This is a genomic window from Kitasatospora sp. NPDC088742, assembly GCF_055584905.1.
Window position 1 is genome coordinate 344762 of record NZ_JBVJLD010000002.1, and the last position, 22229, is coordinate 366990.

A 22229-nucleotide genomic window follows, 5' to 3' on the forward strand; every position below is an offset into this window, starting at 1 on the left:
GTCGGATCATGACTGCGATTAGATCCTAATTGTCAGCTTCTGTCCGTTCTTGACACTCCGTTCGGACGAGTCGGCACGTGGAGCTCTTGGAGAGCGGCCACGAACCACCCCAAGTGAGCTCCAAGTCGCGTACCCCAGGCTGGCCCTGACTGATCCTCCGGACCGCCGAAAGGCTCCTGCGATGTCCTCACTCCTCGGCCGCCTGGGCGGCGCCGCCGCCGCCAGACCCTGGCGCACCCTGCTCGGCTGGCTCCTGCTGCTCGCCGTCGCCCTCACCCTGGCCGGCACCCTCGGCGGCGAGCCGCGCGAGGACTACCGGGTGCCCGGCACCCGCTCCACGGCCGGCGCCGACCTGCTGCGCGAGCGCTTCCCCGAGCTCTCCGGCGCGAGCGCCCGGGTGGTCGTCCACGACCGGGGCGGGCGGGCCGTCCCCGGGCAGCCGCTGGCCGAGCTGCGCGAACGGCTGGCCTCCCTCCCGCACGCCGCCTCGGCCGGGGCCCCGGTGCTCTCCGCCGACGGCGCCACCGCGCTGATCCAGGTCGACTACTCCGTCCCGGTCACCGACTTCAAGGGCTCCGAGGGGCTGGACGCGCTGCGCTCCGCCGCCGCCCCCACCGAGGCGGCCGGGCTCCAGGTCGCCTTCGGCGGCCAGCTGCCGGAGAACTTCTCCGCACCCGACGGCACTGCCGAACTGGTCGGCGTGGTGGCCGCGTTGGTGATCCTGGTGGTGGCGCTCGGCACCCTGGTCTCGGCCGGGCTGCCGCTGCTGGTGGCGCTGGCCGGGCTGGGCCTGGGCACCGCGCTCACCACCCTGCTGTCCGCCGTCACCGACATCAGCGCCACCGCCCCGACGGTGGCCACCATGGTCGGCCTCGGCGTCGGCATCGACTACGCGCTGCTGCTGGTGAGCCGTCACGTCGAGGGCCTGCGGCGCGGCCTGACGCCCCGGCAGGCCGCCGCCGAGGCCACCGCCACCGCCGGGTCCTCGGTGGTGATCGCGGGCGCCACCGTACTGGTCTCGCTGCTCGGCCTGCGGCTTGCCGGGCTCTCCACCTACTCCTCCTTCGGCTACGCCACCTTCGTGGTGGTCGGCGCCGTCATGCTGGCTTCGCTCACCCTCGTCCCGGCGCTCTGCGCGCTGGCCGGGCCCCGGCTGCTGCGCAAGGCCGAACGGCTGGGGTGGAAGCCCGGGGTCGCCTTCGAGCGGCAGGGCTCCGGCACCCCCACCCGCACCGAACGCTGGGCCCGGCTGATCGGCCGCCGCCCGCTGGCCGGGGCGCTGGCCTCCCTGGTGGTGCTGCTCGCGCTGGCCGCGCCGATGCTCTCCATGCGCACCTGGCCGCAGGACGCCGGCAGCCAGGCCCCCGACCACACCACCCGCCAGGCCTACGACCTGACCGCCGCCGCCTTCGGCCCCGGCGCCAACGGCCCGCTGGTCGTCGCGGTCGACCTGCGCACCCTCCCCGCCTCCGAACTCCCCGCCCTGACCGCCGCGTTGAAGGCCGCCCCGGGCGTCGCCGCCGTCACCCCGGCGGTGGTCAACCGGGGCGGCGACGCCGCCGTGATCACCGTGCAGCCGACCACCGGGCCGCAGGACGTCAAGACCAAGGAGCTGCTGGACCGGCTGCGCGGCGGCGTGCTCCCGGCCGGGGCCGAGGCCACCGGCGTGGTCGCCGCCTTCGCGGACATCTCCGACCGGCTGGCCTCGCGCCTGTGGATCGTCGTGCCCTTCGTAGTGGCGCTCTCGTTGATCCTGCTCACCGTGCTGTTCCGCGCCCCGGTGCTGGCGGTCAAGGCCGCCGCGATGAACCTGCTCTCGGTGGCCGCCGCCTACGGCGTCACCACGGCCGTCTTCCAGACCGACCTCGGCGCGGAGCTGCTCGGCCTGCCGCACGCGGTGCCGGTCTCCAGCTGGGTGCCGATCCTGATGTTCACCGTGCTGTTCGGGCTCTCGATGGACTACGAGGTCTTCCTGCTGGCGCGGGTCCGCGAGGACTGGCTGGTCACCAAGGACGCCCACGGCAGCGTGGTCCGCGGCCTCTCCGCCACCGGACGGGTCATCACCAGCGCGGCCGCCATCATGGTCGCCGTCTTCACCGGCTTCGCCCTCGACCCCGACGTCACCGTCAAGATGATGGGCGTCGGCATGGCCGCCGCCGTCCTGGTCGACGCCACCGTCGTCCGCCTGGTCCTGGTCCCCGCCACCATGACCCTCCTCGGCCGCGCCAACTGGTGGCTCCCCCGCTGGCTCGACCGCCTGCTCCCCGAACTCAGGATCGAGCACGGCACCGACGAACCCGCCCCGGCCCCGCGCGAGCCGGTCACCGTCTGACGATCGGTCACGGCCGGGCCCGCCACGGGGGTGCGGGCCCGGCCTCCGCTCGTCACGCCTGCGGCGGGTGGAGCGGGCGCGGCGGCGGGATCGCGGGCAGGGGCGGGAGTTCCGGGCGGCGGAGCCAGGTGTCGAAGAGGGTGTCGAGGGGGCCTGGCGAGTAGCGGTCGGCGTGGGCCAGGAAGTCGGCGGTGGAGACCACGCCGTGGCGGTTCAGGACGGCCCAGTCCTGGACCAGGCGGAAGAAGGGCTGGTCGCCGACGGCGGCGCGGAGGGCGTGCAGGACGAGGCCGCCGCGCTGGTAGAGGCGGTCGTCGAACATCAAACGGCGGCCCGGGTCACCGAGCACCAGGTCCTGCGGCTGGCCGGCCAACAGGGCGTGGGCGGAGGCCGCGTGGGCGGCGGCGCTGCGGCCGCCGGAGTGCTCGGCCCAGAGCCACTCGGCGTACTTGGCGAAGCCCTCGTTCAGCCAGATGTGCCGCCAGTCGGCGATGGTGACGCTGTTGCCGAACCACTGGTGGGCCAGCTCGTGCGCGACGAGGCGCTCGGAGGCGCGCTGCCCGCCGAGGTGGTTGCGTCCGAAGGTGGCCAGGCCCTGGGCCTCGACCGGGACGTCCAGCTCCTCGTCGGCCACCACCACCGCGTACTCGCCGAAGGGGTAGGGGCCGAAGAGCTCCTCGAAGAGGTGCATCATCCGGGTCTGCCGGCCGAAGTCGGTGCCGAACTCCGGGAGCAGCCGGGGCGGCAGGTAGGCGGTCTGCGGGACGGAGCGGCGGGTCTGGCCCGGGTCGCCGCCCTCGACCAGCCGGACCGTCTCGTACAGGCCGACCGAGACCGAGACCAGGTAGCTGGAGGTCGGCGCGGCCTGCTCGTAGACCCAGGTGGTGGAGGAGGAGCGGCTGGTGCGGGCGAGCAGCCGGCCGGTCGCCACCACGGTGAACGGCGAGGCGGTGGTGATCGAGATCAGGTAGCTCGCCTTGTCGGCGGGGCGGTCGTTGCACGGGTACCAGGAGGAGGCGCCGATGGGCTGACTGGCCACCAGGGCACCCTCCGTCAGCTCCTCCCAGCCGAGCCCGCCCCAGGGGCTGCGCACCGGCTTGGGGTTGCCGGTGTAGTGCACCTCGACGGTGAAGGCGGCCCCGGCGGCCGGGGCCTTGGCCGGGCGGATCCGGAGCTTGCCGCCCCGGTGGGTGTAGCGGGCGGCCTTGCCGTCCACCAGCACCCGGCCGATCCGGAACTCGGCCAGGTCGAGGGCGAACTCGGCCAGCGCCGCGCCCCCGGCCACCGCGAGGATCCGGGCCGAGCCGCCGAGGCGGTTCGGCCCGGGGCGGTAGTCCAGCGTCAGCTCGTAGCGGTGCACCCGGTAGCGCGGGTCCCCGTGCTCGGGGAAGTACGGGTCGACGCCGCTGGGCGGCGTCTGCTTGGGACTCAACGCTTCGTACGCTCCTGCTCCAGACGCACCGTCAGGACTGCCAGGCCTCGATCGGATTGCCCAGCCAGCGGGTGTCCGCCGGCACCGACTCGGCCCGCATCACGAGCGAGGCCGGGCCCAGCGTGCTGCGCGCGCCGACCGAGCTGCCGGGCAGCACGATGCCGCCCGGACCCAGGGTGGCCCCCTCGTGGATGACCACACTATCCATCCGCATGATCCGGTCGTGGAAGAGGTGGGTCTGCACGACGCAGCCGCGGTTCACGGTGGCCCCGTCCCCGAGGGTGACCAGGTCCGCCTCGGGCAGCCAGTAGCTCTCGCACCAGACGCCCTTGCCGACCTTGGCGCCGAGCGAGCGCAGCCAGAGGTTGAGCACCGGGGTGCCGGGGACGGCGCCGACCAGCCAGGGCACGGCGAGCACCTCGACGAAGGTGTCGGCCAGCTCGTTGCGCCAGACGAAGCCGCTCCACAGCGGGTGCTCGACGGCCTTGAAGCGGCCGACCAGCAGCCACTTGGCGGCCACCGAGACGGCGCAGGCCAGCAGCCCGGCGCCGATCAGCACCAGTCCGGAGAGCAGCGCGGTGCCCCAGAGCGGCAGCGCCCCGGCGAGGGCGGCCAGCGCGGCCAGGGTGAGGACCAGCAGTCCGGTGGAGGCCAGCACCGGCACGAAGCGGCAGACCTCGACCAGGCCGCGGGCCCAGAGCAGCCGGGCCGGCGGGTCGTAGGTGAGGCTCTGGTCGGCCTTGTCGGCCGAGCGGGGCAGCTTGACCGGCGGCATGCCCAGGTAGGAGCTGCCCTTCTTGGCCTTCTTCGGGGTGGCCGAGAGTACGCCGACCAGGCCCCGGTCGGGGACCGCGCGGCCGGGCGCGGTCATCCCGGAGTTGCCCAGGAAGGCCCGCTTGCCGATCTCGGCCTGGCCGATCTTGAGCCAGCCTCCGCCGAGCTCGTAGGGGGCGATCAGGGTGTCGTCGGCCAGGAAGGCGCCGTCGCCGACGGTGGTCAGGCTGGGCAGGGCGAGCACGGTGGAGACCTCGGCGCGGGCGCCGATGGTCATGCCGAGGGCGCGCAGCCAGACCGGGGTGATCAGCCCGGCGTAGAGCGGGAAGAAGATCTCCCGCGCCTGGTCCATCAGCTGACTGACCGTCCAGGCCTGCCAGGCGATCCGGCCGTGCAGCGGGTGGACGCCCGGCTCCAGCCCGATCGAGAGCAGCCGGACGGCGGCCAGCAGCAGCCCGGCGTGCACCAGGCCGTAGGCCAGGGTGGCCGGGGCGAGCGCGAGCAGCGCGCCGGTGAGCGCGGCCCCGAGGCCCTCGCCGGGGTGGACGAACTGACCCGTCACCAGGAGGGCGGCGGCCAGCGGGAGGACGGGGAGCAGGGTGAGGCCGAGGCCGCTGAGCCCGTACAGCGCGGACCAGAGCGGCTTGTGCGGCGGGCGCTGCTTGGGCCAGTTGTGCTCCGCCTTGCCGAGCTTGACGGCGGGTGCGCCGGCCCAGCGTTGGCCGGTGGGGACCTGGCCGGTGACGGCGGAGCCGGGGGCGATCTGGGCGCCCTTGCCGACCTTGGCGCCGGGCAGCAGGGTCGAGCGGGTGCCGACCACGGCGCCGGGGCCGACCTTGACCGCGCCGATCTCCAGCCGGTCGCCGTCCAGCCAGTAGCCGGTGAGGTCGACCTCGGCCTCGACGGCGGCGCCGCGGCCGAGCTTGAGCAGACCGGTGACCGGCGGCAGCGAGTGCAGGTCGACGTCCGGGCCGATCTTGGCGCCGAGGGCACGGCCGTAGCGGACCAGCCAGGAGCCGGAGAGCGAGGTGGCCCCGCTGACCTCGGCCAGTCGCTCGGCGGTCCACAGCCGCAGGTGCGTCGAGCCGCCGCGCGGGTAGCGGCCGGGGCCGACCCCGCGCAGCAGCAGCCGGGCGCCGCCGGCCGCGATCGCCAGCTTGCCGGGCGGGCTGAACAGCAGCACGGCGGCGGCGCCGATCAGCCACCAGGAGGCGGTCGGCGCCCACGGGTAGTCGCCGAACCGGGCGAGGACGTTGCCCAGGGCCAGCAGACCGGTGGTCCAGCGCAGGCCGGTGAGGGTGAACAGCGGGATCAGCAGCAGGAGTTGGAGCAGCTTGGCGCGGGCCGGGACGGGGGCGATCTCGCGCTGCTTCCCGTCGCCCTGGCCGCTCTGCTCCAGGTGGCGGGCGAGCTTGCGCAGGGTCGGGTACTGGTAGAGGTCGACCACGGCCACCGAGGGGTAGCGCTCGCGCAGCAGGGTGGTCAGCCGGGCGGCGGCCAGGCTGCCGCCGCCGATCGCGAAGAAGTCCTCCCGGGCGCTGCCGACCGGCACGCCGAGGATCGCCTCCCACTGCTCGGCCAGCCAGGCCTCGGTGCCGTACAACTGCTCGACGGGGCCCGCCGGTTCGAGGTCGGCGAGCGGCCAGGGCAGCGCGTTGCGGTCCACCTTGCCGGAGGTCCGGGTCGGAAGGGAGTCGACGGGGGCGAGCAACGGGACCAGCGCGGCCGGGAGTTCGGCCCGCAGGCGCTCCACGGCCGCCGCCCGGTCGAAGCCCTCCTGGGTGACCAGGTAGCCGACCAGCAGCTGGTTGCCGCCCTTGGCGGTGCGCACCGCGGCGGCGGCTCCGGCCACCCCGGGCAGCGCCTGGAGCGCCGCGTCCACCTCGCCGAGCTCGATCCGGCGGCCGCCGAGCTTGATCTGCTCGTCGCCGCGGCCGAGGAAGAGCAGGCCCTCGGGCTCGGCCTGCACCACGTCGCCGGAGCGGTAGGCCCGCTCCCAGCCGAGCGACTCCAGCGGCGCGTACTTCTCCGCGTCCTTGGCCGGGTCCAGGTAGCGGGCCAGGCCGACGCCGCCGATCACCAGCTCGCCGGTCTCGCCCATCTTCACGGGCTGCCCGTCGGGGCCGACCACGGCCAGGTCCCAGCCCTGGAGCGGCAGGCCGATCCTGACCGGGCCCTCGCCGTCCAGCAGCGCGGCGCAGGCGACCACGGTGGCCTCGGTCGGGCCGTAGGTGTTCCACACCTCGCGGCCCTCGGTGACCAGGCGCTGCACCAGCTCGGGCGGGCAGGCCTCACCACCGAAGATCAGCAGCCGTACCTCGTTGAGTGCCTCGGCCGGCCAGAGCGCGGCCAGCGTCGGGACGGTGGAGACCACGGTGATCTCCTGCTCGGCCAGCCAGGGGCCGAGGTCGGCGCCGCCGCGCACCTGGGAGCGGGGCACCGGCACCAGGCAGGCACCGTGGCGCCAGGCCAGCCACATCTCCTCGCAGGAGGCGTCGAAGGCCACCGAGAGCCCGGCCATCACCCGGTCACCGGGGCCGATCGGCTCCTCCTGGAGGAAGAGCGCGGCCTCGGCGTCCACGAAGGCCGCCGCGTTGAGGTGGGTGACGGCGACGCCCTTGGGCTTGCCGGTGGAGCCTGAGGTGAAGATGATCCAGGCGTCGTCGCCCGTCGTCGGCGGTTCGCCGGTTCGGCCCTCACCCTGACGGCCCGTCAGGGTGAGGGCCCGGCCCGCGCCGAGCACGCCGACCGCCTCGGCCTCGCCGAAGACCAACTCGGCCCGCTCGTCCGGGTCCTCGGCGTCCACCGGGACGTACGCGGCACCGGCGGCGAGCACGCCGAGGATGGAGACGTAGAGGTCGTTGCTGCCGGAGGGAACCCGGATGCCGACCCGGTCGCCGCGGCCGATCCCGGCGGCGGCCAGCCTGCGCCGCACCGACTCGATCTCGGCGCCCAGCGCGCGGTAGGTCAGGACGGCGCTGCCGTCGTCGAGCGCGGGCTCGTTGGGGTGCGCGCGGGTGGTCGCCGCCAGCACGTCGAGCAGGGTGCGCGGCTCGGGCACCGGCCCCGCCGCGTACCGGGCGGTGGGCCCGGTCCCCTCATCCTGCGGTGTCGTCACCTGTGTCAGCACGGCCATGTGACACGATGCTAATGCGTCATGGTTACGGCGCCCGTCGAGTGGATCACCTCCGGGCCTCGTACGTCCCCGATCGGACGCACCGTCGGTCCGTACCCGATCGACGCCTCCCACCTGCGGGATCCAGCCCTCGGGAGCCGCCGCGGCACTCGTGCGGGCGCCTCCCCGGCCGTGTGGCCAACGGCACAGCCGTACGCCGGAACAGCGCTCGGAGTTCGTCCGTTCTTCTCCGCCCGTACACCTTTCACCCGGTCGGCGAGGCCCTCGTCACCCGGTCAGCGAGGCCCCTCGGCGGGGCAGCCGGGCGATCAGCTCCTCCGCCTCCCGGCGGTGCGCGGCGGCCTGCTCCGGTTCGCCCAGGTAGGTGGCGAGCTCGGCCAGGGTCAGCGAGACCGGGCGCAGCGCGATGGAGGTGCTGGCGGCCCCCGCCACCATGCCCCGGTGCGGCAGCAGGTCGGCATAGACCCCGGCCGCCTCGGCCCGCTCGTCCAGGGCGACCACGGCGACGGCCCGCAGGGTGAGGAAGAAGGAGCGGTAGTAGTCCGGCGGGATCGGCCGCCGCTCCACCCGGGTCGCCCGGACCTCCTCTACCGGGTGACCCGCCTGGAGCAGGGCCAGCGCCCGGATGTCCTCCACCAGCGGCCCGTAGAGCTCGCCACCGCGCTCGATCAGCGGCAACTCCTCGGCCAGCGTGCCGCGTTGGAAGGCCCTGGTGAGCCGGTAGAGCGCGTCGAAGCCCTCCGCGTGGATCGAGTCCCGGGAGTACAGGCCGTCGATGGCGGCCTGGAAGCGGGCGTCCGCCTCCTCCTCCCGGCCCTCGATCAGGGCCAGCATGCCGAGCTGGCAGCGGCCCACGTCCACCAGCTCGGGCAGGTGGTACGCCTCGGCGATCCGCAGCCCAGCCAGCGCGTGCTCGCGCACCCCGGCGAAGTCGCTGCGCACGGCGGCGGCGGTGCACCACAGGTGCTCGGCCAGCCAGCGGTAGGCCGGCAGGTCGTGCTCGGTGGCCAGGGCGGAGAGCTCGGCGGCGATGGCGGTGCGCAGCTCGATCTGGAGCTCGTAGTCGTGCACCCGGGCCTGGGCGGCGAGCGCGTGCGCCAGCAGTACCGGATCGCCCTCCCGGCGGGCGATCGCCACCGCCTCGGCCGCCGCGTCCCAGCCCTCGGGGGTGCCGGAGCAGTCGAGCTCGTAGGTGAGCGCGTCGAGCAGGTGGCAGCGGGTGACCGGCGGCAGGCCGGGGCGGGCCAGCAGCGCGTTCAACGCCTCGACGGCGGCATGGTCGACGGAGCCGTACGGGTGGGCCACCCACGGGGTCGGCTCGGTCCAGGAGGTCCAGGCGGCGACGGAGAGTTCGAAGCGGCCGCTCTCCCGGGCGACCGCGACGGCGGTGGCCCGGGTGGCCAGCGCGGCCCGGATCTCCCCGGCCCGCACCTGGGCCCGCAGCAGCGCGCCGAGCAGCTCGATCCGGCGGGCCTGATGGTCCACCAGTTCGGCGGGGACGAGGTCGAGCAGGTCGACGGCCTGGCGGAGCAGGGCCGCGCAGGTCTCGTGGGCGTAGCGGCGCTCGGCCGCCTCGGCGGCGCGGACGGCGTACTCCACCGCGAGGTGAGCGGTGGCGGGGCTCGCCGAGTGGGCGAAGTGATGTGCCAGGGCTGAGAGTTGGGTCGGACGGCGAGAGCGCAGGGCCTCGGCGACCCGGCCGTGCAGGCGGGCGCGGCGCAGGCGTGTGAGGTCGCCGTAGAGGGTGTCACGGACCAGCGCGTGGGTGAACCGGACCACGCCGGGGCCGGGCTCGGTGAGCAGTCCGCCGTTCAGGGCCAGCTCCAGGGCGGCGTACAGCTGGTCTTCGGCCTGGGGCCGGCCGTGCTGTGCGGTTTGCTGTGCCTCTTGCTGTGCCTCTTGCTGTGCCTCTTGCTGTGCGGCGGCGGCCACCAGGACGTCCACCTCGGCCTCCCGGCCGACCACCGCGGCCAGCCGGAGCACCTCCAGGGTGGTTGGCGGCAGCCGGTCGAACCGGCGGCGCAGCACGTCGCCGACGCCCTGCGGCACCTCCGTGACGGCGACCAACGCCCCCTCGGCGGACAGCAGTCGGGCGCTCTCCCGGAGGTAGAACGGGTTGCCACCGGTGCGTTCGGCCAGCGCGGCCACCGTCTCCGGCCGGACCGGGGCGGCGCAGACCGCCTCCACCAGCCGCCCGGCCTCGGCCGGGGCCAGCCCGCGCAGCGGGAGGCGGCGCGGGCTCAGGCGGGCCAACTGGCCCAGCGTCTCGGTGAGTTCTCCCTCGCCCGGACGGTGGGCCAGCACCAGCAGCAGCCCGGGGACGGCCGGGCCGCTGGCGAGCTCGCCGAGCAGCGCCCTGGTCTCCCGGTCGGCGGCGTGCAGGTCGTCCAGGACCAGCACCACCGGGCGGGCGGCGGTGGCCGCCCGCAGCCAGTCGGCCACCGCGCGGTGCAGCCGGAACCGCCCTGCGAGGGCGTCCTCCCGGCCGGCCCCGTCCGACGGTCCCTCAGCTTCCAGCAACGGCGCCAGCACCACCGTCAGCGCGGGCTCCGGGGCGATCCTGGCCGCCAGTGCCCGCAGCGCCTCCGTCCACGCCCAGGCCGCCGGTGCCCCCTCCGTCTCCGGACACCGCCCGGCCGCCACCAGCCAACCCTCCCCGGCCAGTTCGACCCGCAGCCGGTGCAGCAGCGTGCTCTTCCCGGCCCCGGCCTCCCCGCTGACCAGCACCACCCCGCTGCCCCCCGCGGCCACCCGGGCCGCCACCTCCCGCACCGCCCGCAGCTCGTCCTCCCGCCCGACGAACACCTCCGGGGCATCAGGGGCACCGGCCCCCTCGACGGACAGCACGTGGCCACCGGGGGCGGCGGAGCCGGGCGGCCCAGGGGCCGCCGTGACGGCCGTGCGCGGGAGCGGCACACCATCGCCCACGGGCTCCCGGTCCACACCGCTGCCGCCCGAACCGTTCTCCCCCACCCGGCCGTTGAGCCTCACCTGCCCCCTGGCCCGGGGCGGGAGCAGTTCCGTGTGCTGGTGCAGGACGGCCGCCTCCAGGTCGGCCAGGGCCGGGCTCGGGTCGAGGCCGAGCTCCTCGCCGAGCAGGGTGCGGGCGCGCCGCAGGGCGTCCAGCGCCTCCGCCTGCCGGTGCCCGGCCCAGAGCGCGAGGGCCAGCAGCCGCCAGCCCTCCTCCCGGTACGGGTGCTCCTCGGTCAGCGCCAGCGCCTGCGGCACGGCCACCGCCGACTCCCCCTGCTCCAACTCCAGCTCGATCAGCAATTCCCGTGCAGCCAGCCGCAGTTCACCGAGCCGTGCCACCTCCCGGACGGCCCACGGCCGCTCCGCGAACTCCCCGTACGCCGTCTCCCCACCCCACAGCTCCAGCCCCTCCCGGGCCGGGCCCGGACGCCGCAGTTCGCGGGCCCGCACCAGCAGCCGCTCGAAGTCCCGGGCATCCAGCGCCCCACCGCCGCGCGGCAGCCGCAGCGCGTACCCCGTCCCCTCGCTGACCAGCAGCCGCGCCGCCTCGCGCGGACCCCGCCCGGGCTCCAGCAGCCGCCTCAGGTTGGACACGTACGCCTGCAGCGACGCACTCGCCTTGGCCGGCGGCCGCCCCTGCCAGAGCCCCTCCACCAGCCGGTCGGCCGGTACCACGGCCCCGTCCGCGGCCAGCAGTTGCCCCAGCACGGCACGCTGGTGCGGACCCCCCAACCGAACCGGCCGCCCGTCCACCTCGACCCCGAGCGCCCCCAGCACCCGGACCCGCACCGCCCCCGCATCCCGCTCCATCGCCCGAGCTTAACCCGCAGCCACGTACGGCCCGGATCAGCCCCGGACGGATCGAACCGTTCGTGCCGCCCTCGAAATGGGCCTTCGTGTTCTTCTGGACGGTCGCGGCGTCCTTCCCCTCCTTGATGTCCAGGCAGGTGCTGCGCGCCCGGCTCACGGCCCGGTCCTGCTTCTCGGCCGGCCCGGGGTCAACCGCCTTGAGGGCGGCCACCAGCACGGCGGTCTGCGCCGCGTCGGGGGTCGGCACCCCACTGCTCGGCTTCGGCGCGGCACCCCTGGCGGCCGGAGCGGGCCGGCTCTCACTCCGCGCCGCTGCGCAGCAGCACCGCGCTGAGCGGGACGAAGCCGCCCGTCCCGCCCGTGGCGGGGTCCTCGCCGGAGAGGCGCTTGAGCAGGGCGACCGCGATGCGCCGGCCCTGGGCCTTGGCGCGGTCGGCGCGTGGGCCGGCGAAGAGGCCGTCGACGGTGGCCTGCCAGAGTTGGACCCAGCGGCCGAAGTGTTCGCCGGTGAGGGGCTGTTGGGCGTGGAGGACGGCGTGGGGTTCGAAGACGTCGCGGCGGTAGTCGGCGGTCCGCAGGAGGGCGCGTTCCCAGAAGTCGGCGATGTGCGGGAGGTGACGCTCCAGCCGGGTGCCGGCCAGCGAGGTGAAGTAGGGGCCGATCAGCGGGTCGGCGAAGGCCGCGCCGTAGAAGCGGCGCAGCAGCAGCTCCAGATCGGAGCGGTCCTCGATGTCGGTACGGTCCACGGGGCCAGGCTACGACCCGACTCCCCAGGGCGGCAGGGTAATAGGTCCCGCCCACCGACCTGAGCTGGCAGGATGCAGGGCATGACCTACCTCCCCGCCGCTGACCGCTACTCCTCGATGACCTACCGCCGGGCCGGACGGAGCGGGGTGCAGCTCCCCGCCGTGTCGCTCGGCCTCTGGCACAACTTCGGCGACACCCAGCCGTTGGAGGTGCAGCGCGCGGTGCTGCGCCGGGCCTTCGACCGGGGCGTCACCCACTTCGACCTGGCCAACAACTACGGCCCGCCGTACGGCAGTGCCGAGGCGAACTTCGGGACGCTGTACGCGCAGGACTTCCGTCCGTACCGGGACGAGCTGTTCATCGCCTCCAAGGCCGGCTACGACATGTGGCCCGGCCCGTACGGGGACGGCGGGAGCCGCAAGTACCTGCTGGCCAGCCTGGACCAGTCGCTGGGCCGGATGGGCCTGGACTACGTGGACGTCTTCTACTCGCACCGCTACGACGCCACCACTCCGCTGGAGGAGACCATGGGGGCGCTGGACACGGCGGTGCGGTCGGGGCGGGCGCTGTACGCGGCGATCTCCAACTACCCGGCGCAGCAGCACCGGGAGGCGGTGGCGATCCTGCGCGAGCTGGGCACGCCGGTGCTGCTCAACCAGGCCCGGTACTCGATCCTGGACCGGGGCGTGGAGGACGGCGTGCTGGAGGCCGTCGGCGAGACGCAGACCAGTCTGATCGCCTACTCCCCGCTCGCGCAGGGCCTGTTGACGGACCGTTACCTCTCGGGTGAGGTGCCGGTGGGCTCGCGGATGTCGGTCGGGCACTTCCTCAAGGAGGAGGCGCTGACCGGGGCGAAGCTGGAGCAGCTGCGCTCGCTGGCCAAGGTGGCCGAGCGGCGCGGGCAGTCGCTGGCCCAGCTGGCGCTGAGCTGGGTGCTGCGGGACGAGCGGGTCTGCTCGGTGATCATCGGGGCCAGCAGCGTGGCCCAACTCGACCAGAACCTCGACGCGTTGGCGGCCGGCCCGCTCACCGCGGAGGAGCTTGCGGAGATCGACGCGCTGACCCGCTGAGAGCGGGGAAGAGGCGGTGCCGCCCTGGGGAAGCAGCCCCCGGGCGGCACCGCCTGGTCTCAGGACGCCGGGGTGTACTTGTAGCCGACCCGGCGGACGGTGACGATGCTGTCGCGGTGCGCCGCGCCGAGCTTGCGGCGCAGCCGGGCGACGTGCACGTCCACGGTGCGGCCGTCGCCGACGTGGCCGTAGCCCCAGACCGCGGTGACCAGGTGGTCGCGGGTGTGCACCCGCTGCGGGTGGGCGGTGAGGTGGGCGAGCAGCTCGAACTCGAGGTAGGTGAGGTCGAGATGACGCCCGTCGACGTGGGCGCTGCGGCGCTCGGTGTCGACCACGATGCCCCGGCCCGGGCGGGCGGGCGGGGTGCTCGGGGAGGAGACGGCGTCGGAGACTGCGGCGAGCTGGGCGGCGGCCGCGGGCTCCCCGGTCGGCACCAGCACCAGGTAGCCGACCAGCGGGTGGCCCGCCGTCCCAGCGCCGGGGAACTGGGCGCCGTACTGGGCCAACAGGCCCTGCGGGATGGCGGATTGGGGCAGGGCCGCGACCACGGTGGCGCCCTCGGGAAGAGCGGTCAGCAGCTGCTGGGTGGGCGCCGGGACGGCGGCCACGTGGCGGCGCTCGGCGGGTGAGGTGACGGAGCGCAGGGCCCGCAGGTGCGGGGTGGCGGAGGGGGCGGTCAGGATGGCGGTGGAGGAAGACATGGTGTGCCGCTTTCGCGTGTGACGGAATGGGTGGTGGTCGCACGGGCGGGCCGGCTGTGCACGTTCAGCCGAGAAAGAAAGTCGGTGCTGCCAGAACGAGGGCGTACGGAGTGAGCCGTTCACCTGGAGGCGGCACCGGGGTTCGAACGACGTGCGGTCGGGCCCGGGGTCAGCGACAACAGGCGCTGGAACACAGCGCCTGGTCGATGTACCGACGCATGGTCAGGACCGGGATCACCGGCGCGGGTTGCTTCACCGCGCAGTACTGCACTGCTGCCATGCTCTGGTACCTCCCCCCGGGAACGCCGCGACGAACTGTCCGCATGAGCGTTCCATGCGAACTGCCCCGGCGGCAAGCCGGTTGGCGGAAAACGTCCACTCTGCGGGACGACTTCTCAAGGTGTGAGATTCCGCCGCTCCAGGGCGTGCTCGGCCAGACGGACGAGCAGCTCCTTTCCGTCCTCCCGGCGCCGGGCGTCGCAGAGCAGCACCGGCACCCCGGGGTCCAGGTCGAGCGCGTCCCGGACGTCCCCCGGAGCGTAGACCTCGGTGCCCTCGAAGCAGTTCACCGCCACCACGAAGGGGATGCCGCGGCGCTCGAAGAAGTCCACCGAGGGGAAGCAGTCGGCCAGCCGCCGGGTGTCGGCGAGCACCACCGCGCCGAGCGCGCCCTGCGCCAACTCGTCCCAGGCGAACCAGAACCGGTCCTGCCCCGGGGTGCCGAAGAGGTACAGCGACAGCCCGGGGCGGAGGTCCAGGCGGCCGAAGTCCATCGCCACCGTGGTGGTCCGCTTGGCCTCCACCCCGGAGGTGTCGTCCACCCGCTGGCCGGCCGCGGTGAGCTGCTCCTCGGTGCGCAGCGGGCGGATCTCGCTGACCGCGCCCACCAGGGTGGTCTTCCCCGCGCCGAAGCCTCCGGCGACCAGGATCTTCACCGCCACCGAACTCCACGGCGAAGCAGGGCCCAGCGGAAGGTCAGAGTGCACGGAGGCCATTGATCACGTCTCGCAGCAGACGCTCGTCCGGCAGCTGGGCGAGCGGAACGGGCCGGGTGACGGAGATCAGCCCGGAGTCGTGCAGGTCGCCCAGCAGCACCCGGACCACGCTCACCGGCAGGTCGGTGAACGAGCCCAACTCCGCGACGCTGAGCGGTTCGTCGCGGCAGAGGTCGAGGATCGCCCGGTGCTCCAGGTCCAGGTCGGACTCGCCCGACCCGTCCCGGTGCACGGCGGTGATCAGCGAGATGAGGTCGAACAACCCCTCCTCGGCGGGCCTGGTCCGGCCCCGGGTCATCGAGAACAGCCGGACCATCGGCCCGGCCTCGTCGTCGAACCACTGATCCTCGACGGTCATCTGACGGTCATCTCCCCGGCGGAACGGCGGAATCGGTGCGCGGCTCGGCGGACAGGTGCTCGCCGACCCGCTTGACGAGCAGGGCCATCTCGTAGGCGATCTGGCCCACGTCGGACTCGGCCTCGCTCAGCACCGCGAGGCAACTGCCGTCGCCCGCCGCGGTGATGAAGAGGAAGGCCTCGTCCAGCTCGACCATGGTCTGGCGGACGCCGCCGACCTGGAAGTGCCGCCCGGCGCCCTTGGCCAGGCTGTGGAAACCGGCCGCGACGGCCGCCAGGTGCTCGGCGTCCTCCCGGCCGAGGCCCTGCGAGGCGCCGGTGGCCAGGCCGTCGCTGGAGAGGATCACCGCATGCCGCAGCGCCGCGACCCGCCCCACCAGATCGTCCAGCAGCCAGTTCAGCTCTCCCGACGGCTGTGCCGTAGCGGTCATGATCGGTTTCCTTCCGTTGGTGCAGGCTGTGCGGGCTGTGCAAGTCCTACGGGTCGTACGGGCCTAGCGGGTCGTACAGGCTGTGCGGGCTGAGCAGGTGTCACCGAGCCGGTGGGCCCTGCCGGGAGGGCCTGGGGTCTCGGCGGCGAGACCAGTTCGGCCCGGCGGCCGCCGGGCGCCACCGCGAACGGCAGACCCGTCGAGGGTACGGCGGGGGGTGGCACGGCGGGCACGGCGGGTGTGCCGGGCGCCGGGTCCGGGACCACGGTGAGCGAGGCGGGCTGGAGCCGGTCGCCGCGGCCGCGCTGGTAGCCGCGTTGGAAGGAGGCGAAGGCCGAACGGGCCTCCTCGGGCGATCGCTCGCGGCTGCTCTGCTCCGGCTGGGGCGCAGAGTCCTTCAACTGCGGTGCCAGGTTGGCCTGTCGGACCCGCCGGGGCAGCAGGCCGCCGGCCGGCGCGGCGGCCGGGGACGGCTCCCGGGGGCCGGCCGGGGACGGCGCGTCCGACGGCTCCGGGGACGGGAAGGAGGACGGAACGGGCGACGGCACGGCGAAGGGCGCGGAGGACGGTGCGCCGCCCTCCTCGCGGGGGCTGTCCGCGCGGCGGTGCCGGCCGGTGCCGGCCGAGTCGGCGGGCACCAGCGTCGGGCCGCTGCCGGGTGCGCCGGGCACACCCGGCACGCCGGTGCCGCTGGAGCGCCGACGGGGCAGACCGCCGGGCGTGCGGGCCGGGTCGGCCGTCGAAGGGCGCGGTCCGCCGGCCGGACGGCCTGCGGCGCGGGCCTCCTCCGCGGCGGGGCCACGGCGGCGGCCGTGGCCACCGTCCAGGCCGAGGGAGGAGTCCGGATCCGGCACCGCGACCAGGTCGGCACGGCCAGGAGCGGCGGCCGAAACGGGTGAGAGCGACGGTGCGGCGGCCGGCGACGGCACGGCGGTCAGGTCCGGCCGCCCCGGGGTGGGCGCGGCGGCCGGGCGCGCGGCGGCGGGCGGCTCGGTCAGCAAGTCCGGCGCCTCGGCCAGCAGTTCACGCGGGATCAGGACGATCGCGGTGGTGCCGCCGTACGGCGAGGGCCGCAGGTGCACCCGGATGCCGTGCCGCCGGGCCAGCCGGCTGACCACGAACAGGCCCAGCCGGTCGGTGTCGGCGAGGTCGAACTCCTGCTCCACCGCGAGGCGTTGGTTGATCTCGGCGAGCGCGAGCTCGCTCAGCCCGAGGCCCCGGTCGTCGATCTCCAGCGAGAAGCCGTGCGCGACCACCTCACCCTGCACGGTGACCTGGGTGTGCGGCGGCGAGTAGACCGCGGCGTTCTCCACCAGCTCGGCGATCAGGTGGGTGACGTCGGCCACCGCGCTGCCGAGCAGCCCGGTGCCGGGGAACGGACGGACGATCACCCGGGCGTAGTCCTCGACCTCGCCGACGGCGGCCCGGACCACGTCCACCATCCGGACCGGCTTGCGCCAGGCCCGGCCCGGCGAACCGCCGGAGAGGATGATCAGGCCCTCGGCGTGGCGGCGCATGCGGGTGGTGAGGTGGTCGAGCCGGAACAGGTCCTCCAGCTCGGCCGGGTCCTCGGTGCGGCGCTCCATGGTGTCCAGCAGGGTGAGCTGACGGTGCAGCAGCACCTGGCTGCGGCGGGCCAGGTTGACGAAGACGGCGGAGACGCCGCGGCGCAGCTCGGCCTGCTCGACGGCGGCCTCCACGGCCACCCGCTGCACCTGGTTGAAGGCGCGGCCCACCTCGCCGATCTCGGCCGGGCCGAACTCCAGCTCGGGCGCCTCGGTGGCGATGTCCACCGGTTCGCCCCGGCGCAGCTTGAGCATCACGGCGGGCAGGCGCGAACCGGAGAGCTCCAGCGCGGAGTTGCGCAGGCCGATCAGCTCGCGGGCCAGGCCCCGGCCGATCCGGTAGGAGATGATCACCGAGGCGATCACCGCGATCAGGCCGATCAGACCGGCGATGCCGCCGCGCACCAGCTGGTTCACCGCGTAGGAGCGGGCCCGGGTGCCGATCTCGCCGACCAGGCGGGAGTTGAGCGTGGCCAGCTCGGCCAGGCCGCTGTCGGCCGGTCCGTTCCAGGAGACCGGCGGGATGCCGAGCACGGCCTGGCGCGGGTCGGGCGAGCCGAGGAAGAGGCCCTCGGACTCGGTCACCGCCGAGAGGCTGCTGCCGTTGCGGACGGCGAGGTAGTCAACCCGGTCCTGCTCGTCCAGCTCGGGGATGTAGACGGTGAACAGCGCCTGCTCGTTGTGGAGCGCGTCCTTGGTCACCTGGTACATCGCGGGGGTGGGCTCGGGCCGGTCCCTGGGGCTGGCCTCCTTGAGGTCCAGCATCAGCCGCAGTGCCCGGATGCCGGTCTCGCCCTGGGAGAGGTACTCACGGGCCCGCACCAGCTCCGTCAGGACCATGCCCTGACGGGGCAGTTGGCCGGTCTGCCGGCTGACGAAGGCGGAGCGGAAGGAGAAGACCGGCAGCACCAGCTTGCTGTACTCGGTGACCACCACGTCCCATTCCTTGAAGCGCTGGTCCACCCCGTCGCGGATCACCCCGAGGTCCCCGGCCGCCTTGAGCATCTCGGCCAGCCGGAGCTGCTGCACCGCGTCCAGCTTCGACCTGTCGGAGGAGTCGGCCTGGTAGCGCAGCAGTTGCAGCGAACGGTCGGTGATGGTCCGGGCCTGGAGGTAGCGCTCCTGGAGCTCCCGGTCCCTCGGGTCGGCCAGCCGGAGCACGGCCGCCCGGCGCTCGTCCTGCACGTCGCGGGCGTACTGGTCGGTGGGGGTGCCGAAGGTCCGGTACGCGGTGGAGACGTCCAGCTGGGCCCAGACGTCGCCGGTGGTCACCATCGTCGCGTACACCCACAGACCGGTGAGGGCGACGATGGGCACCAAGAGCAGCGCGATCATCTTCGCGCGGATCGAGCTGCTGCGCAGACGCATGGAGTCCTCGGTGCAGGGAGGGGGTGCGGGGAGGCCAGTCATGGACACGGAAAAGAGTGTTCGGGCACGTCCTCTGCCCGAGATCTGCGTCACCTTACTACTCCCTGACCACTCGTTCGAAGGGCCGAACGGGCAGCCGGAACCAAACGGTGATGTTCCTCCCGGTATCCGGCACTTGCACTGGTCTGTCCTGCCCGGTGCGGCACCGGCACATGCCAAGAGTGCCTGACGGTGCGACAGCTCTGGGCAGGGCCGCGACGATCCGGTAGCTTCGCCGCATGCCGCGCCGGGGCGGCGGGCCCGGCCCACGGGCCGGGGCGGACGGGGGTGGCCTTGCGGCAGTTCAGCGGTCCGGCGGCCCCTCCCGCGGCGGTCGGTGGACTGGCCGACTCGCTGTACGACACCGCCGACCGCACGCCCGAGCTGGTGCAGCTGGCCAGACCCGGGCCGGACGGCTGGAGTCCGCTCTCCGCGCTGCGCTTCCGCGACGAGGTGCTGGCCCTGGCCAAGGGGCTGCTCAACCACGGGGTGCGGTACGGCGACCGGGTCGCGGTGATGTCCGGCACCCGGTACGAGTGGACCCTCTTCGACTACGCGCTCTGGTCCATCGGCGCCGTCCCGGTGCCGGTCTACCCGACCTCGGCCCCCGAGCAGGTGCGCTGGATCCTGGCCGAGACCCAGGCGGTGGCCTGCGTGGTGGAGCACGAGGACCACGCGATGACGGTCGGCGCGGTCTGCGACGCGCTGCCCGGGCTGACCGCGATCTGGCAGCTGGACCAGGACTGCGTGGCCGGCCTCTCCCGGGACGGCCGGGGCCTGCCCGACTCCCTGGTGCACCGTCAGCGCCTGGGCGTCTCCCCGGACTCGGTGGCCACCGTCATCTACACCTCCGGCACCACCGGCCGCCCCAAGGGCTGCCTGCTGACCCACGGCAACCTGGCCGCCGAGGCGGACGCCCTGCTGGCCGGCTGGTCCACGGTGCTGGCCGAGGGCGGCGGCCAGCCCGCCACCCTGCTGATGCTCCCGATGGCGCACGTCTACGGCCGGGTGGTGCAGATCGCGGCGGTGCGCGGCGGCATCCGGCTGGGCCACCACGGGGAGCTCACCACCGACTCGCTGCTGCCCGCGCTGGCCTCCTTCCGGCCCACCTTCCTGCACCTGGTGCCGTACGTGCTGGAGAAGGTGGCGCAGCGGGCCCGGCAGGCCGCCGAGGAGGCCGGGCGGGGCGAACTCTTCGAGCAGGCCCGGCAGGTGGCGGTGGAGTGGGCGGCCGCCCGGGAGCAACGGGCCTTCTCCACCGGCCCGGGCCCCGGGGCCGCGCTGCGGCTGCGGCACGCCGGGTACGACCGGCTGGTCTACCAGCGGCTGCGGGCCGTCTTCGGCGGCCGGGCCCGGACGCTGATGTGCGGGGGCTCGCACCTCGGCCGCGAGCTGGGCCTGTTCTTCGCCGGCGCCGGGATGACCGTCTACGAGGGCTACGGCCTGACCGAGACCGGCGCCGCGATCACCGCCAACCCGCCGGGCCGCACCAAGGCCGGCACGGTCGGCCGCCCGCTCCCCGGCGCCGAGGTGGCGCTCGGCCCGGACGGCGAGGTCTGGGTGGCCGGCCCGACGGTCTTCGCCGGCTACCTCAACCAGGCCGAACCGGCCGTCCACGGCGGCTGGTTCCCCACCGGGGACCTGGGCTCGCTGGACCGCGACGGCTACCTGACCATCACCGGCCGCAAGAAGGAGCTGATCGTCACCAGCAGCGGCAAGAACCTGGCCCCCGGCCTGCTGGAGGAGCGGGTCCGGGCCCACCCGCTGATCTCCCAGTGCCTGGTGGTCGGCGACAACCGTCCCTACGTGGCCGCCCTGGTGACCCTCGACCCGCTGGCGCTGGCGCACTGGCTCAAGGCCAACGGCCGGGCGCAGCTGGACCCTTGGACGGTGCTGGCGGACGAGGCGCTGCACGCCGAGGTGCAGCGCGGCATCGCCGCCGCCAACTCCACCGTCTCCCGGGCCGAGTCGATCCGCGCCTTCCGGCTGCTGCCGCGGGAGTTCACCGTGGCGGACGGCCTGCTCACGCCCTCGATGAAGCTGCGCCGCGCGGCCATCCTGGCCCACTGGGCGGACGACGTCGAGGAGTTGTACACGGGCTGAGGCCGGTGTCCGATCCGTTCCCAAGAGGTGGACGAACCGTGCTGACGGGATGTCGGGGGCATGACCGGGCAAGCCGGGGCAAGGCGGTCCCCGGCCCTTGACGGGCCGTCTGGTCCAGTCCAATGTTGGGCCCCGGCCGGTACCCCAGGCCCGGCCCGGACGTGCGACGGGCCGTTCCCTTCCCCGCCCCTCCGGGGAGTGCAGCGTCCTTCCCCCACACAGGAGTTCACCCGTGCACACCTCTCTGCGCCGGATCGCCTGCGCCACCGTCGGCGCCCTCACCGCCCTCGGCGCCGCCGGGCCCACCGCCGCGCACGCCGAGACCGCTCCGGCCGTCAACCTGGCCACCAACCCCGGGTTCGAGATCACCACCCTGCCGCTGGCCGACTGGGGCACGATCCCGGGCTGGCAGTGCACCCTCGGCGAGGCGTTCGTCCGCGACACCGCCCGCACCGGCGCCGCGGCCCTGACCGTGACCCCGGCCGGCGACCACAGCACCGGCGAGTGCGCCCAGACCGTCGCCGTCCGCCCCAATTCGACCTACAGCTATTCGGCCTGGGTGCGCGGCAACTACGTCTTCCTCGGCGCCACCGGCACCGGCAACGACGTCGCCCCGTCCTGGACCGAGACCACCAACGGCGGCTGGCAGAAGCTCACCACCCGCTTCACCACCGGCCCGAACGCCTCCACCGTCCGCCTCTACCTGCACGGCTGGTACCAGCAGGGCGCCTTCTCCGCCGACGACGTGGAGCTCAGCGGCCCGGCGGTGGACCCGGCCTGGGCCACCTGGAACGTGCCGTTCCAGGCCGCCCTCCAGGACAAGAAGGTCTTCTTCACCGTGGACGACGGCTGGCAGCGCACCCCCGACGTGGTGAACGTCGTCGAGGCCAACAAGCTGCCCGTCACCGCCTTCCCGCTGCCGATGCCGATCGGCTTCGAGCCGGACTACTTCAAGCGGGTCACCTCCGCCGGCACCGGCGGCTCGGTGGAGGTGCACAGCGTCTCCCACCGCGACCTCACCACCCTGCCGCTCGCCGAGCAGCAGGCCGAGATCTGCACGGCCCGGGACGCCGTCGCCCAGCGGTACGGGACCACCCCCAAGGTCTTCCGCCCGCCGTACTTCGCGTTCAACGCCGACACCCTGCAGGCCGCCGCCAACTGCGGGCTGCGCACCGTGATGACCGCCACCGCGGACTACAGCTGGGGGGCCTCCAACAGCTACCACGGCGGGCTCCAGGCCGGTGACGTGGTGATCTTCCACTTCTCCGACACGCTGGCCACCGACCTCCAGCGCGCGCTGGCCGACGCCACCGCCGCCGGCCTGACCGTCGGCGGCCTGCGCAGCTACCTGCCCTGACGGCCCGTCACGCGCCCGAGCCCGTACCCCCCGCCGCCC

13 protein-coding genes are annotated in these 22229 nt (G+C 74.4%); 4 read left to right on the forward strand and 9 right to left on the reverse strand.

The window, feature by feature from the left end:
• Nucleotides 1-181 precede the first annotated feature (181 nt).
• Nucleotides 182-2332: an MMPL family transporter gene (locus ACZ6ZR_RS03720; RefSeq protein WP_465639005.1), complete on the forward strand. Its 2151-nt coding sequence runs from the start codon at nt 182-184 to the stop codon at nt 2330-2332.
• Between the two features lie 52 nt (nt 2333-2384).
• On the opposite strand, the gene ACZ6ZR_RS03725 is transcribed toward ACZ6ZR_RS03720, so the two are convergent.
• The 4 genes from ACZ6ZR_RS03725 to ACZ6ZR_RS03740 all read right to left on the reverse strand — a co-directional run bounded on the left by ACZ6ZR_RS03725 (nt 2385) and on the right by ACZ6ZR_RS03740 (nt 12203).
• On the reverse strand, nt 2385-3764 hold the full coding sequence (locus ACZ6ZR_RS03725) for a M1 family metallopeptidase (protein WP_465639006.1): 1380 nt from the start codon (nt 3762-3764) through the stop codon (nt 2385-2387).
• A 31-nt stretch (nt 3765-3795) separates the two neighbouring features.
• Complete coding sequence (locus tag ACZ6ZR_RS03730; RefSeq protein ID WP_465639007.1) at nt 3796-7674, reverse strand: Pls/PosA family non-ribosomal peptide synthetase; 3879 nt, start codon at nt 7672-7674, stop codon at nt 3796-3798.
• Nucleotides 7675-7941: 267 nt separating this feature from the next.
• Nucleotides 7942-11457 (reverse strand): AAA family ATPase, encoded by a 3516-nt coding sequence (locus ACZ6ZR_RS03735; protein WP_465639008.1) that lies wholly within the window; start codon nt 11455-11457, stop codon nt 7942-7944.
• A 299-nt stretch (nt 11458-11756) separates the two neighbouring features.
• A complete protein-coding gene (locus tag ACZ6ZR_RS03740) occupies nt 11757-12203 on the reverse strand; it encodes a group III truncated hemoglobin (RefSeq protein WP_465639009.1) in 447 nt (148 codons plus the stop codon).
• Nucleotides 12204-12284: 81 nt separating this feature from the next.
• On the opposite strand from ACZ6ZR_RS03740, the gene ACZ6ZR_RS03745 reads away from it, so the two are divergent.
• Nucleotides 12285-13274: an aldo/keto reductase gene (locus ACZ6ZR_RS03745; RefSeq protein WP_465639010.1), complete on the forward strand. Its 990-nt coding sequence runs from the start codon at nt 12285-12287 to the stop codon at nt 13272-13274.
• A 59-nt stretch (nt 13275-13333) separates the two neighbouring features.
• Here ACZ6ZR_RS03745 and ACZ6ZR_RS03750 read toward each other — a convergent pair whose 3' ends face one another.
• The 5 genes from ACZ6ZR_RS03750 to ACZ6ZR_RS03770 all read right to left on the reverse strand — a co-directional run bounded on the left by ACZ6ZR_RS03750 (nt 13334) and on the right by ACZ6ZR_RS03770 (nt 18691).
• On the reverse strand, nt 13334-13975 hold the full coding sequence (locus ACZ6ZR_RS03750) for a winged helix-turn-helix domain-containing protein (RefSeq protein ID WP_465639011.1): 642 nt from the start codon (nt 13973-13975) through the stop codon (nt 13334-13336).
• Between the two features lie 395 nt (nt 13976-14370).
• Entirely contained in the window at nt 14371-14970 is a 600-nt protein-coding gene (locus tag ACZ6ZR_RS03755; protein ID WP_465639012.1) for a GTP-binding protein, read from the reverse strand.
• On the reverse strand, nt 14951-15328 hold the full coding sequence (locus tag ACZ6ZR_RS03760; protein WP_465639014.1) for a DUF742 domain-containing protein: 378 nt from the start codon (nt 15326-15328) through the stop codon (nt 14951-14953). Before ACZ6ZR_RS03760 ends, ACZ6ZR_RS03755 begins: the two co-directional genes overlap by 20 nt.
• 7 nt (nt 15329-15335) lie before the next feature.
• Complete coding sequence (locus ACZ6ZR_RS03765; protein WP_465639016.1) at nt 15336-15758, reverse strand: roadblock/LC7 domain-containing protein; 423 nt, start codon at nt 15756-15758, stop codon at nt 15336-15338.
• The gene (locus ACZ6ZR_RS03770; RefSeq protein WP_465639018.1) at nt 15755-18691 is read right to left on the reverse strand and encodes a sensor histidine kinase; all 2937 of its coding nucleotides are present in this window, start codon (nt 18689-18691) and stop codon (nt 15755-15757) included. Before ACZ6ZR_RS03770 ends, ACZ6ZR_RS03765 begins: the two co-directional genes overlap by 4 nt.
• Nucleotides 18692-19024: 333 nt before the next feature.
• Between ACZ6ZR_RS03770 and ACZ6ZR_RS03775 the strand changes: the two genes are divergently transcribed.
• Both ACZ6ZR_RS03775 and ACZ6ZR_RS03780 read left to right on the forward strand, forming a co-directional pair.
• On the forward strand, nt 19025-20833 hold the full coding sequence (locus ACZ6ZR_RS03775; protein WP_465639020.1) for an AMP-dependent synthetase/ligase: 1809 nt from the start codon (nt 19025-19027) through the stop codon (nt 20831-20833).
• 232 nt (nt 20834-21065) lie between these two features.
• A complete protein-coding gene (locus tag ACZ6ZR_RS03780; RefSeq protein WP_465639022.1) occupies nt 21066-22190 on the forward strand; it encodes a polysaccharide deacetylase family protein in 1125 nt (374 codons plus the stop codon).
• The last annotated feature ends 39 nt before the right edge of the window (nt 22191-22229 follow it).